The sequence below is a fragment of the Kiritimatiella glycovorans genome (assembly GCF_001017655.1).
In the GTDB taxonomy this organism is placed as follows: Bacteria; Verrucomicrobiota; Kiritimatiellia; order Kiritimatiellales; family Kiritimatiellaceae; genus Kiritimatiella; species Kiritimatiella glycovorans.
In genome coordinates, this window is the sequence record NZ_CP010904.1 from 386,747 (window position 1) to 400,712 (window position 13,966).

Annotated in this window: 8 protein-coding genes; 6 read left to right on the top strand and 2 right to left on the bottom strand. The window is 64.2% G+C overall.

Annotation, left to right across the window (positions count from 1 at the left end; translation table 11 throughout):
* Positions 1–80 precede the first annotated feature (80 nt).
* The 3 genes from L21SP4_RS01715 (at position 81) to L21SP4_RS01725 (ending at position 5,952) form a co-directional block, all read left to right on the top strand.
* Positions 81–3,626, top strand: a complete 3,546-nt coding sequence (locus tag L21SP4_RS01715) for a DNA polymerase III subunit alpha (protein WP_052881039.1) — start codon at positions 81–83, stop codon at positions 3,624–3,626.
* The gene (locus tag L21SP4_RS01720) at positions 3,602–4,558 is read left to right on the top strand and encodes a lysophospholipid acyltransferase family protein (RefSeq protein WP_052881040.1); all 957 of its coding nucleotides are present in this window, start codon (positions 3,602–3,604) and stop codon (positions 4,556–4,558) included. The genes L21SP4_RS01715 and L21SP4_RS01720 overlap by 25 nt, the downstream gene beginning before the upstream one ends.
* An 89-nt stretch (positions 4,559–4,647) precedes the next feature.
* The gene (locus L21SP4_RS01725) at positions 4,648–5,952 is read left to right on the top strand and encodes a PhoH family protein (protein ID WP_052881041.1); all 1,305 of its coding nucleotides are present in this window, start codon (positions 4,648–4,650) and stop codon (positions 5,950–5,952) included.
* A gap of 10 nt (positions 5,953–5,962) precedes the next feature.
* Here the strand turns inward: L21SP4_RS01725 and larB are convergent, their stop codons facing one another.
* The gene (larB, locus tag L21SP4_RS01730) at positions 5,963–6,721 is read right to left on the bottom strand and encodes a nickel pincer cofactor biosynthesis protein LarB (protein ID WP_052881042.1); all 759 of its coding nucleotides are present in this window, start codon (positions 6,719–6,721) and stop codon (positions 5,963–5,965) included.
* Positions 6,722–6,739: 18 nt separating this feature from the next.
* Positions 6,740–9,799, bottom strand: coding sequence for a preprotein translocase subunit SecA (gene secA / locus L21SP4_RS13250; protein WP_052881043.1), 3,060 nt, complete (start codon positions 9,797–9,799; stop codon positions 6,740–6,742).
* A gap of 215 nt (positions 9,800–10,014) precedes the next feature.
* On the opposite strand from secA, the gene L21SP4_RS13045 reads away from it, so the two are divergent.
* The 3 genes from L21SP4_RS13045 (at position 10,015) to L21SP4_RS01745 (ending at position 13,454) form a co-directional block, all read left to right on the top strand.
* The gene (locus tag L21SP4_RS13045) at positions 10,015–10,185 is read left to right on the top strand and encodes a hypothetical protein (protein WP_160300624.1); all 171 of its coding nucleotides are present in this window, start codon (positions 10,015–10,017) and stop codon (positions 10,183–10,185) included.
* A gap of 113 nt (positions 10,186–10,298) precedes the next feature.
* Positions 10,299–11,513: a transposase gene (locus tag L21SP4_RS01740; RefSeq protein ID WP_052881044.1), complete on the top strand. Its 1,215-nt coding sequence runs from the start codon at positions 10,299–10,301 to the stop codon at positions 11,511–11,513.
* Positions 11,514–11,657: 144 nt separating this feature from the next.
* Complete coding sequence (locus L21SP4_RS01745; protein ID WP_144413713.1) at positions 11,658–13,454, top strand: hypothetical protein; 1,797 nt, start codon at positions 11,658–11,660, stop codon at positions 13,452–13,454.
* Positions 13,455–13,966 lie beyond the last annotated feature (512 nt).

The window sequence follows — 13,966 nt, forward strand, 5'->3', positions numbered from 1 at the left end:
GCTGCGCGCTTCTCCTATACTGGCCTCACGCTCCGGTCCAGGGGCGGAACAGTTGATTAAAGCTTGCAGGAGAGTAGTTTATGACTGATGCGTCCCCGCCGTTCTGCCATCTTCACTTCCACACCGGGTACAGTCTCCTGGACAGCGCGTGCCGCATCCCGGATGCAATGGAGCGTGCGAGGGAGCTGGGGCAGGAATACCTGGCGATGACGGATCACGGCGTGCTGTACGGGGCGGTGGAGTTCTACCGCGAAGCGCTGAAAGCGGGAATCAAACCGATCATCGGCTGCGAGGTCTACGTGGCCCGCTGCGGCATGGAGAACTTCACCTCGCAGTCGGACAACATGCACCTGGTCCTGCTGGCCGAGGACAACGAAGGGTATCGCAACCTCTCGCGACTGGTCTCGCTGGCCTGGTTCAAAGGGTTCCATTACAAGCCGCGGATCGACAAGGAGCTGCTGGCGAAACACTCCCGCGGGCTGATCGGCCTCTCGGCCTGTCTGAAGGGCGAGGTCACCGAATCGTGCGCCGCCGGGCAGCGCGACAAAGCCTGCGCCCTGGCGAGGGAATACCGCGAGATTCTAGGTGAGGGCAATTTCTTCCTCGAGATCCAGGACCACGGGATGGAGGAGCAGAAGGCGGCCAATCGCGTGCTGGCGGAGGTATCGGAAGAGACCGGCATACCGCTGGTCGCCACCAACGACGTGCATTATCTCCGCCGCGAGGATTCCGACGCGCACGATGTGCTGATCTGCCTGCAGACCAATGCCGCGCTGAGCGATTCGAACCGGATGCGGTACGAGGGGGACCAGTTCTACATGAAAAGCGGCGCGGAGATGGCCGCGCTGTTTCCCGGGCACGAGGACGCGCTGGCGCGGACGGTCGAGATTGCGCGCCGGTGTAATGTCGAATTCGAGTTCGATCTCCCCGCCGAACGGCTCCACTTCCCGAAGGCCGAAATCCCCGAGGGGTACAACCAGGAGTCGTACCTGGTGAAATTGGGCGAGGACGGCCTGCGCGAACGCTACGGCATCGAATCGCTCGAATCCCCGCGGGACGAGCGGGAGGAGGAGATCCGGGATCGGTTTTTCCACGAGGTGGGCGTCATTAAAAAGACCGGGTTTCTCAACTATTTCCTCGTCGTCCAGGATTTCGTCCAGCATGCGCGCCGCCAGGGCGTACCGGTGGGGCCGGGGCGCGGGTCGGGCGCCGGAAGCCTGGTGGCCTACGCCCTCGGGATTACCGCCGTCGATCCCCTGCGCTACGGCCTGATCTTCGAGCGCTTTCTCAATCCGGACCGCATATCCCCGCCGGACTTCGATATCGACTTCTGCCAGTACCGGCGGGGGGAGGTCATCGATTACGTGCGGGATAAATACGGCGACGAGCGCGTGGCGCAGATCATCACCTTCGGCACGCTCGGCGCGAAGACCCTGATCCGCGACGTGGGCCGGGTGCTGGAGATGCCGCTCTCTGAATGCGACCGACTGGCCAAGATGGTCCCCGAGGGGCCGAAGGTCACACTCGAAAAGGCCTTGAAAGGCAGTCCCGATTTCCGGCGCGCGGTGGAGAAGGAGGACAGCGCGGCGCGCATCATGAAGTACGCCCGGGTGCTCGAGGGACTCCCGCGCCACCCCGGCACCCACGCGGCGGGTGTCGTGATCGGCGACCGGCCCCTGATCGATCTCGTCCCGCTCTCGATGGATAAAGAGAAACAGGTCATTACCCAGTTCGAGAAAGATCCTCTCGAAGACCTCGGTCTGCTGAAGATGGATTTCCTCGGCCTCAAGACCCTCAGCGTGATCCGCGAGTGTCTCGATTGCGTGCGGGAGAACCGGGGTACGGAGATCGATGCCGAGAAACTCCCGCTCGACGATCCGGAGACCTACGGGCTGCTGGGCCGCGGCGACACGATCGGCGTATTCCAGGTGGAAAGCGCGGGCATGCGCGATACGCTGCGCAAATTCGGCCCCGACCGTATCGAGGATCTCATCGCCATCCTCGCGCTCTACCGCCCCGGTCCGATGCAGTTCATCGACGATTTCATTCAGCGCAAACACGGACAGGTCCCGGTCCGGTACGACCACGAACTCCTCGAACCGATTCTGCGGGAGACTCACGGGATCATCGTGTACCAGGAGCAGATCCAGCAGGCCGCCAAGACGCTGGCCGGTTTCTCGCTGGGGCAGGGCGATATCCTGCGGCGCGCCATGGGTAAGAAGAAGGCGGAGGAGATGGCGCGTCAGCGCGACCGGTTCATCAAGGGCTGCCGGGAGACCCACGGGATCGGCGAAAAACTTGCCGCGCGTATCTTCGACCACATCGAGAAGTTCGCCAGCTACGGGTTCAACAAGTCGCACAGTACGGCCTACGGTATCGTGGCCTGCCAGACCGCGTATCTCAAAGCGCATTACCCCCCCGAGTTCATGGCCGCGCTCATGTCGAGCGAGATGGGCAACACGGACAAGCTCCCGGGGATCATCGAGGAGGCCCGCCGGATGGGCATCCCCGTGCTGCCGCCGTCGGTCAACGAGAGCGGAGTGCGCTTCCGCGCCGTCGGCGACCGCATACGCTTCGGGATGGCGGCGGTGAAGAACGTGGGCGAGGGCATCGTCCGCGCGGTCGTCCGCGAACGGGAGGAACGCGGTCCGTTTGAAGGGCTGATCGACTTCTGCACGCGCATGGATCCCCACGCCCTGAACCGCAAGAGCCTCGAGTGCCTGATCCGCTGCGGCGCGTTCGACTTCAGCCCGCTCGACCGCAGCCGCCTCTTCGCCGGGATCGATATGGCGCTGCACCGCGCCGCGGAGCTGCGGCGCGACCGGGAGAGCGGACAGACCTCGATGTTCTCGATGATGGAAGGAGAAAAAGAGTCCGAGGCGGGCGACGACGGATTACCGGAGGCGGAGCCGTGGTCGGAACACGCGATGCTCGCCGAGGAGAAGGAGCTGATCGGATTCTATATCTCGGGCCATCCGCTCACGCAGTACGAGTGGCTGCTCGACCGCTATGCCCTCCACCGGGTCGGAGAACTCGGGAACGGGGTGGAAGGCGGTACGCCCACGCGGGTCGGCGGGATGGTCACCGGCCTGCGTAAGGTTTTCACAAAAAAGGATCAGCGCCCGATGGCCCAGTTCCGGCTCGAGGGGCTCGACGGCGCCGTGGATGCGGTGATGTTTCCCGACGCTTTCGAGCACTGCGGCGCACTGCTGGCGGAGGACGCGGCGCTGATGGTCGGGGGTATCGTCGGCACCAACCGGCAGGAGGAACTCCAGCTCGAGGTGCGCGAGGCCTACCCGCTCCCCGAAGTCCCGCGCTGGTTCGCGGAACACGTCAGCCTCCATCTCGCCGACGGCGCGGTCACGGAAGACCGGCTCGGCCACCTGCGGGAGGTCGCCGCCCGGCACCCCGGACGGACTCCGCTGCAGCTCTGCCTCCAGCATTCCGCCGGGGCGCATGTCTTCATCGAGGCGGGAGAGCGCTACCGCGTACAGCCCGATGAGCCGCTGTGCCGCGACTTCGAACACCTGCTGGGCGAGGATGCGGTGTACGTGGCGACGCGCAGCGAAGCCCTCCTGCGCAAGAGCAGCCGGGAGAAGACATGGGGGCGGAACGGCGGGCGATGAGGGTGTCGGCTAAACACAGGCTCGAGTACGCCGCCCTGCGCACCGCGGCCTGCGTGCTGCGCGTGCTCCCGCTGCGCGCCGCCCTGGCCCTCGGCCAGGGTGCCTCCGCGCTCCTGTTCCATGGGTTCCGCTTCCGGCGCCGGGAGGCCGAAGCCCGGATACGCGAAGTCTTCGGCCCCGAACTCCCCCCCCGGCGCGTCCGCGCCATCGCACGGCGGTCGATGCGGAATCTGTGTTTCAACGCCGTGGAAATGATGCGCACCACGCCGCGGCGCGCCGCGGCCCTCGGCCGGCAGACCGCGTATCGCGGGATGAGGGACTTTTACCGTCGCCACCGCGAACGGCACGGAGACGGAGGATTCATCCTCGCCACGCCGCACATGGGGAACTGGGAACAGGCCGGACTCGCGGCCCGCGCGGCCGGCGTGCCCGTCTTCTTTATCGCGCGCCGGCAGAAGAACCCGCTCGTCAACCGGTGGATCAACCGGCTGCGGGCCGCGTCGGACGGCGAAGTGATCTCGAACGACGCCCACCTCCTGCGCGGCGTCGCGCGCCGGCTCAAGAAAGGGGGCGTACTCGCCATCCTCCCCGACGTGCGCGTCCGCCGGAGCGGGTTCGAGGTCGCCTTCCTCGGCGCGCGAACGGAGGTGGGCGCCGGCACGGCCCTCTTTGCCCGGACCGCCCGGGTCCCCGTCTATCCGGTGGTCATGCAGCGGACGGGATGGACCGGGCACACGTGGCAGGCCTTCGATCCGATCTTTCCCGACCCCGCCGCCGGAAAAGACGCCGACTTCCGGAGGATCATGACCGAGGTCATGGCCGTCTTCGATGCCGCCGTACGCGAGCATCCGGAGCAGTACTTCTGGTACAATAAACGGTGGGTCGCCGGCCGGAAAGCGGACCCGAGTCCGGCTGAAGAAGAGTCCGGATGATCTTTTTCCGGTTCTCCGCTTGCCCGCCGGAATTCCTTCCCTAGAATGTAGCGGAACCTCATGCAGGAACCCCTTTTTCGGGACGGTACATGAAAAAATATTACATCCTCGACACCAACGTTTTACTCCACGATCCCTCCGCCATAACGCATTTTGAGGACAACGACGTCCTGATCCCGCTGAAGGTCATCGAGGAGATCGACAAATTCAAGCGGGAGATCAGCGAGCGCGGGCGCAACGCCCGCCAGGTGGCGCGCAAGCTCGATGAACTGCGGCGCATCGGCCGGCTCTCCGACGAACGGGGCGTCGAACTGCCCGGCGGCGGCCGGTTGCGGGTGTGCTTCCCGCGCAACAGCGATCCGCTCGATGCCGGAAAGCCGGCGGACGATATCATTCTGCGCACGGCACGCGAGACGCGGGCGATGTATCAGGAGACGCCCGTGATCATGGTCAGTAAGGACATCAATCTGCGCCTGAAGGCCGACGCGCTCGGGCTCCAGGCCGAGGACTACGAGAACGGGCACACCACCGACAACCTCTCGGAACTCTATTCCGGCCGGACAGCGGTCGACGTCGACGAGGCCGCGCTTGAACGCTTCCGCGAGGAGCGGCGGATCGAGCCGCCGCCGGGCTGCGATCTGTTCGCCAACCAGTACGTGACGCTGCGCAACCGCAAAGACGCCGGCGAGACGGTCGACGGCCGCTACGACGCCGAAGCCGGCCGCATCGTCGCGCTGATCCCCGCGCCGGACCGCCTCCACCCGATCCGCCCGCGCAACCCGGAACAGTTCTGCGCCATGGATGCGCTGCTCAACGACCGCGTCAAACTGGTGACGCTTTCGGGTAAGGCCGGCACGGGCAAGACGCTGCTCGCGGTGGCGGCGGGGGTCCTGAAGACGTTCGACGAGAAGACCTACGAAAAGCTGCTGATTTCCCGCCCGACCTTTCCCGTGGGCAAGGATCTGGGCTACCTCCCGGGCTCGCTCCAGGAGAAACTGGAGCCGTGGATGCAGCCGATCTACGACGCGCTGGATCTGATCCGGCACGGACGCGATAAGCCGAACCGGGACCTGCTCGTGGGCAGCGAGCGGATCGCGGTCGAGCCGCTAAGCTACATCCGCGGACGCAGCATTCCCAACCAGTTCATGATTATCGACGAGGCCCAGAACCTCACGCCGCTCGAGGTCAAGACCGTGATCACCCGCGTCGGGCACGGCACCAAGATCGTCCTGACCGGCGATATCTACCAGATCGACAATCCCTACGTGGACGTCCTCTCCAACGGCCTCAACGCGCTGGTGGAGAAATTCAAGGAAGAGTCGCTGGCCGCGCATATCGAACTGCGCGAAGGCGTGCGGTCGCGGATCGCCGAACTCGCCGCCAATCTGCTGTGACCCGCGCGTCTTAACCCCGGCGCTCTGCCGCGCGATTGATCAGCGCCGCGTTGTATCCGCCGCTGAACCCGTTGTCGATGTTGACCACAGTTACGTTCGAGGCGCAGGAGTTGAGCATCCCGAACAGCGGCACCAGCCCGCCGCCGTGTGTGCCGTAGCCGATGCTCGTCGGGACGGCGATCACCGGGCAGGGCGCGAGCCCGCCGACCACGGAGGGCAGGGCGCCCTCCATGCCTGCGACCACCACCAGGCAGACCGCCGACCGGATGAGGTCGAGGTGGGCGGTGAGGCGGTGCAGTCCCGCCACGCCGGCATCATAGACCCGCTCCACCGCGCACCCGCAGTGCTCCGCCGTGACCGCGGCCTCCTCAGCCACGGCCGCGTCCGCCGTGCCCGCCGAGATCACCCCGACCCTGCCCCGGGGTTCGACCGGTTTGCGTTCCAGCGCCACGATGCGCGCGTCGGGATAGTGCACCAGGGCGGGATCGTCGGCCTTCAACGCCTCGTATACCTCGGGACCGGCGCGGGTCAGCAGCAGCCGATCGTGTTCCGTCGCCATGGCGCGGAAGATTCCCCGTATGTGCTCGATCGTCTTGCCCTGACAGAACACCACTTCCGGAAAGCCGATTCGCAGGCCGCGGTGATGATCCAGCCGCGCGAATCCCAGATCCTCGAACGGCATCTTGCGCAGACGCGCCAGAAGATCGTCCTCGCCCAGGTCGCCTCTCTTGAACCGCTCCAGCCAGTCGCGCCAGGTCTGTTCGTCCATGCCGAGTCCTCGTGGGTGCTATTTTCCGCAACACTTCTTGTACTTTTTGCCGCTTCCGCAGGGGCAGGGTTCGTTGCGGCCCACCTTTTCCGTCACGATGTGCGGCGCGGCCGACGCCGAGGTTCCGCCGCCGCCCGGCGGTTCATCGGGAAGCGGCTCCGGCGCGGGCCGGGCGCCCGGACTCCCTCCGCCGGTGCGGCGGTCGTCCCCTCCGCCCGATCCCAGGGCCTGGCTCTGCTGGTGGACGTACATTTGCGGGAGATTGTGCAGGAACTGTTCGATCGCCTCGACGGACGTCGCCGAGCGGAACAGGTTGTGGCCCACGTCCTGCTTGATCCGGTCCATCAGCTCCGAGAACATCCCGTAGGCCTCTTTCTTGTACTCCATCAGCGGGTCGCGCTGACCGTAGGCGCGCAGGTTCACGCCCTCACGCAGGCCGTCCATGCTGCGCAGGTACTCCTGCCAGTGTTCGTCGACCGCGCTCAGGATGATATGCCGCTCGAGGCGCAGCAGGGCGTCGGGATTCTCCTGCAGAATCTTGATCTCGTAGGCGCGGCGGACGCGCTTCATCACGAAGTCCGTCAGCGCCTCCGCGTCCTCATAGGACTCGATCTCGCCGGACTGCATGCCCACCGGGAAACTCTCGTTGACCCAGCGGATGAAGTCCTCGCGCGCCGCCGCCGTGTTTTCGTCGATCAGCGCCTGAACATGATCGGACACGGCGTCGGTCACGAGGTCGAAAATCTGGTTGCGCGGCTCGTCGCTGAACAGGACGCTGCGCCGAAGTTCATAAATGACCTCGCGCTGCTTGTTCATCACGTCGTCGAACTCCAGCGTCCGTTTACGGATGGCGAAGTTGTGCTGTTCGACCCGTTTCTGCGCGGTCTGCAGCGACTTGTTCAGCCAGGGGTGTTCGAGGACTTCGCCCTCCTCGATGCCGAGGCGCTCCATGATCCGCGACATGCGGTCGGAACCGAACAGGCGCATAAGGTCGTCCTCCAGCGAAACATAGAAGAACGACATCCCCGGGTCGCCCTGCCGTGCGCAGCGCCCCCGGAGCTGACGGTCGATACGGCGCGATTCGTGGCGCGAGGATCCGATCACGCACAGCCCGCAGGGGTGCTCTTCGAGATACTTCCGCAGCGACGGTCCGTCGTACTTGTCCTCGAGCTTGAGGTCGGAAGTGACGACGTCGCGCGGAATCTGCACCACGCCCTCGCCGAGCTTGATGTCCGTGCCGCGTCCGGCCATGTTGGTGGCGATGGTCACTGCGCCGGGCTGACCGGCGTTGGCCACGATCTCCGCCTCGCGCTGGTGGTTCTTGGCGTTGAGCACGTTGTGCGGGATATTGCGCCGGCGCAGCATCCGGCTGATCAGTTCGGAGGTCTCGACCGAGATCGTGCCCACGAGCACGGGCTGTTTGCGGTTGTGGCAGGCCTCGATCTGCTGGAGCAGGGCGTTGAATTTCTCGCGCTGGGTGCGGTAGATCATGTCGTTGGAATCCACCCGGCGGCAGGGACGGTGGGTGGGAATCACCGCCACGTCCAGCCCGTAGATCTGGTGAAACTCCTCGGCCTCCGTCTCCGCGGTGCCGGTCATGCCCGAGAGCTTGTCGTACATCCGGAAGTAGTTCTGGATCGTGATGCTCGCGAGCGTCTGCGTCTCGCGCTCGATCTTCACGTTCTCCTTGGCCTCGACTGCCATGTGCAGACCGTCGCTCCAGCGGCGGCCGGGCATGACGCGGCCGGTGAACTCGTCGACGATCTGGACGCGGTTTTCCTGGACGACATAGTTCACGTCGCGCTCGTAGACGCAGTGCGCGCGGATGAGCTGGTCGACGGCGTGGATGCGCTCGCTGCGTTCGGTGAAGTGCTGCTGAATCGCCTGGCGTTTCTCCAGGCGGGCGGCCTCGTCGAGCGATTCGTCGCTGTCGACCTCGGCCAGCTCGGAGACGAGGTCGGGCATGACGTACATCTCGGGGTCGTCGGGATTGAGCGCCGCGCAGCCCTTCTCGGTGAGGCTGGCGTCGTGGCCCTTTTCGTCGATGTTGAAGAACAGCTCCTCGCGCAGGTCGCGCGCCTCGTCCTTGCGCATGTCGGTGAGCATCTGGGCCTCGACCTGCTCGACCAGCTTGCGGGCGCGGGCGTCCTCCATTATGTGCAGGAGCTGCTTGTTCTTGGGCATCCCGCAGCGGACCTGGTAGAGCTTGAGCTGCGCGGTCTCGTCGTCGCCCTTCTCCAGCAGCGAGCGCGCCTCCTTGAGCAGCCGGGTGCAGAGTTCGCGCTGACGGCGGACGAGCCGCGCAACGGCGGGGTTGAGCTGCTGGTACTGCTGTCCCGAGGAGTGCGGGGCGGGTCCGGAGATGATCAGCGGCGTGCGGGCCTCGTCGATCAGGATGCTGTCGATCTCGTCGATGATCGCGTAGTGATGGCCGCGGCGCTGGACGATGTCCTCGGGCTGAAAGGCGGTGTTGTCGCGCAGGTAGTCGAAGCCGAACTCCGAGTTGGTGCCGTAGGTGACGTCGCACTCGTACTGCGCACGCCGCTCCTCGGGACGCATCTGGTTCTGCAGGCAGCCCACCGTCAGGCCGAGCCACTCGTAGATGATCCCCATCCACTGCGCGTCGCGGCGGGCGAGGTAGTCGTTGACCGTGACCACGTGCACCCCTTCTCCGCGCAGGGCGTTGAGGTAGACGGGCATGGTGGCGACGAGCGTCTTGCCCTCGCCGGTGGCCATCTCGGCGATGCGGCCCTGATGGAGCACGATCGCGCCGATGAGCTGCACGTCGAAGGGCACCATGGCCCACTCGGTTTCGCGCCCGCAGACGTCGAAACTCCGTCCGCAGAGGCGGCGGCAGGCGTTCTTGACCACCGCAAAGGCCTCGCTCATGAGGTCGTCGACCGTCTCGCCCCCGTCAAGCCGCCTGCGGAACTCGTCCGTTTTGGCCTGCACCTCCGCGTCCGTGAGGGACTGAAGCTTTTCCTCGTGGGCGTTGATTTCGTCGATCAGGGGGCGCAGCTTGCGCAGGTCGCGCTCGTTCTTCGTCCCCAGCATCTTTTTCATTATGAGGTTCAGCATGGTATTCGCTCGATGGTTTTTGAGTTCAGCCGTAATCGGACCTGATGAGCGGGCCTTTATACCAGAGCGGACAGGACGGGGGAAACGGAAAACGGTTCAAGGATTGGCAGTGAGAAGTGTAATGTGAAATGCCGCAGGTATAGGAGAGAGCGTTCCATGCCGTGGTTCGCTATCCTTTGTGGTCTTACAACAGGACAACAGAGGAAGGAGACGGCATGGAACAGAATCAGAATAGCAGGAAGGGCAAGCACTTGACGAGGGTGGAGCGCATGGTGATTGAGCGGATGTCCCGTGGGGGGATCCCCAGGACTATCCCCGGTTTTTCGCAGGGAATTGAGGGAACGCCCCTGCAGGACGGCAAAAGAGGCAAAATAGAAGTGGAATAGAGTGGTCTCCAAGTGACACCATCAAAAGATGGAGGTGACAAAACAAACACAAGGAGACCGTCAGGGACCGTACCCGAAGCGCGCTGAAAATCCGAGACCAGATCGGGAAATTTATGGGGATATTTTATCCCCACTTTTCGAAACCGAAACAGCGGTTCATAGAGCAAATGATCTTCGGGCTGCTGGCGGGCAAGGATGTGAAGCTGAGCACCCTATCGCGTAAGCTTGATGAGCCGGTCCAATTAAAGAAGACCGAGGCGCGGTTGTCTCGCCACCTGAACGCCCCGGGTATGGATCAGGCGATCAACAAAGAGATCGCATCCTCCGCCTCGCGCAAGATACACAAAGACACGCTGATCATTCTGGACCCGAGTGATATCCGGAAGAACTACGCCGAAGCGATGCCCTTTCTTGGCCGGGTGCGTGACGGCAGCACGGGGCAGATCGTCAACGGGTACTGGAGCTGCCTGGCCGTGGCCTGTGAAGTGGGCAAGCGCCGCATGCTGCCGCTGCATCATCGCCTGTGGTCGGCCGAAGCTCCGGACTTTATCAGTGAGAACCACCAGTTGCGGGAGATCATCAACATGATCAGCCGGGCGGTCTCTAGACGAGGCATCTACGTGATCGACCGCGGCGGCGACCGCTGCAAGATCTATAACCACCTTCTCCGTAATCATTGGCGATTTATCATCAGGCTGACGGGCAGCCGCCATCTGCGCTATCGCGGCAAGAACAGCCGGGCCCTGGATCTGGCGGAGAGTTGCCCCATGCTCTATCGCGATCAGCTCGTCAAAGAGACTCGCGAAGGCGAGAAGACTTATCAGATCGAGTACGGTTTCCGGCGAGTCAGGATGCCGGGGAAGAAACCCTGGCTTTACCTGATCGTGGTCAAAGGCTTTGGCCGGAAGCCCATGATGCTGCTGACCACCGAAGAGGTGACGAAGAGCCGCAAGTCGATATGGTTCATCGTTGAGGGCTATATTTCACGCTGGCTCGTAGAAGACGCCCTCCGCTTTATCAAGCAGAGCTACAAGCTCGAAGACGTCCGCGTCCTCTCGTACCAGCGCCTCCAGAACATGATGGCGCTCGTGCTTGCCGCGATCTACTTCTCGGCGGTCTGGCTGGGCAGCTCGGTAAAACTGGCCGTTCTCTCGGCCTATGCCATCAAGGCCTCAAAACGCTTCTTCGGTATCGCAGAGTTCCACTATTACGCGCTCGCCGATGGCATCGCCGCTCTTCTCTCCCGCATCGGCGCATCGCGCAGCCCGCATCCCCGTTCGCCTCCTGTCTCAAGCTTCCCGCAAACGTGGTTTCCGGGGTTCGGCTGAAAACTGGGGTAAGTCCAATTCGGCGTTCTGCTTGACGCCTCCGGCCGGCCTCTTCTACCGTCGCACCCATGAACGTGCTTCTTCAGGCCCGTCCGGCGCGGAGGCCACGCCGCGCCTTGCTTGTTGCCGCTGCATGTGACGGACATGCCGACTGATCCGGCAGGCATGGTCGGGGATGCCCCGCGTTTCGGGGGCGATTCGTGGCGCGTAGCGGGGCTCCTCCTGGCGGTATTCGCCCTGCATATCCCCAGCCTTTGGTGTCCGCTGTTCCTCGATGATTATGTCTATCTCTATGACGTGCGCCAGGTGAGCTGGCCCTGGGTCGGGGCGCTGTTCACCTCGCCCGCCCTGACCCACACGGCCAGTTCAATGTGGTTTGCGCCCGCCGGGGTCCTGCCTTTCTACCGCCCGCTGGGAGTGCTGCTCTTCGCGTTCGACCATGCCGTCTGGGGGCTGGCTCCGTTCGGCTATCATCTGACAAACCTGCTGTTGCATCTGCTGGCGACCTGGCTGACGTATCGGCTGGCCCGTCGCCTGTTTAATACCGACCGCCCGGCGCTGCTCACGGCGGCGGTATTCGCGGTTCATCCCGTGCACGGGGAGGCGCTGTACTGGGTCTCCGGGCGGTTCGATCTGCTGGTCTGTTGTATGGTGCTGCTGACGATTCTCAGCTACGACCGTTGGATGACGACCCCGGGACGACGGGGGCTCCGGGGCGTGATCACCGTTCTGCTCTTTCTATCGGCCCTCGCCTGCAAGGAGACGGCCCTCACGCTTCCGGGGGTGATGCTGCTTCTGGAAGGTACACGATGGAGGACGGGGGGACGACCGGCTCGTACGCGGGCCGTCGTCAGGCTCACCTGTCTGTTCGCGTGCGCGGCGGCGTATCTCGCCGGCCGGATGGTCCTTTTCGGCGGACTCGGCTCCATGCCTCCGCCCTACGGTCTCGATACCTCCTCCCTGCTCGTCGCGGTCCGGCAGCTTACGACCAATATCACCCAATACCTGCTGGACTTTATCTTTTGCGTTCAGATCGACGCCACGGCATGCGGGGAACGGCTGCTTGCGCATCCGGGATGGACGCTCGGGCTGCTGGCTCTTTCCCTTTTTGTGTTGGGACTGACGGCCCGGATCGCCTGGCGGGATCCCGTATTCCGGATTGGAGTCATCTGGCTCGCCCTGTTTACCGCGCCCTCGCTGATGGCCATGGCGGGCGAGCGCAATGGGTATCTCGCCGGGGCGGGATGGGCGCTGATGCTTGTGGCGGTGTATCGGAGTCTCTCCGATCGGTGGCGCGCTCGGCCCCATATGAAACGAAGGCTTCGGGCCGCGTCGATCACCCTGCTCGTGTTTTGGTCGGCAATCACGCTGGTGGAGCAGGGCGTCGCGTGGTGTCTGACCCGAGCCGGCGAACAGAGTTTGCGTCAGATCCAGGCCCTCGCCCCGGCCCCCCCCGCCGGTTCGCATTTCTATGTTGTGAACATGAGTCCGCTCAACAGCGTGGGCTTCCGCCAGGCGATCCGGCTGCGTTACGGGCGGGAGGATCTCGAGGGCTGGGGCCTCACGATTTCCCCCTCCCTGGCCGGGGACGCCCCGGATGACGTTTGCGTTCAGGATTCGAATACGCTGCGGATCCATCGCCCGGCCCAGGCGGCCTTTTTTGAGCCCTTTTGTGACCGGTTTCATCGCTATGGCGCGCCGGCGTCTACCCTCCCTGCCGCCGCCGAGCGGGCCGGGATGACCCTGATGGATCCCCCGGCGTCGTACGAGGACCTCCATACGCTCACCTTGCGCATGCCCCTGGATGTGAACGATCCCCGCCTCCATGTTTTCCAATGGGATAACCGTGACGTCCGCCCGGCGTGGTTGCTTCCCGATCTCGTCGTTCGTGCCGGGATGCGGCGAAGGCCGCGGGTGCCCTGTCGCGAAGGGTGCGACTGAGAGGGCACGGGGTCTGACCCCCGTAAGCGGTTCAAATACCATCCGATCCCTCACGCACGGGTTCGGCTTGCACCTCTTGGGTAGGGCGCGATCTCTCCGCCTTCGGCCCTTTATGCCTTCGGCGGACAGGCTAAGCGCGCCGGGTTTGCGGACGGCCTTCTGCTGTCCAGCAGAATCCCTACCTTCACATGAAGGACATGAAGAGCATGAAGGTTGGTTGAGGGGGGTGAACATAATTCGTACTCGCACTCGTACTCGTACGCGTACTCGGAGCGCCGAAGGCGCGATCCCACTCCCCCTGTTCAAGGAATTCGAGTACGAGTACGATATTCCCCCGGTTGTCCCCGAGTTGAACTCAGGGCCGCTGATGCCCTGTCGCGAGAGGGGCGACTGACGCGCCTCCCTCGACCGGTCCGCCGGTTCATCACACGCGAACCCACTTCGATTTAGCCTTGCAGTGGGAAACGATTGCATTATCATGGTGGTTTGAGGGTGGATCGCTGGAGGAGGAG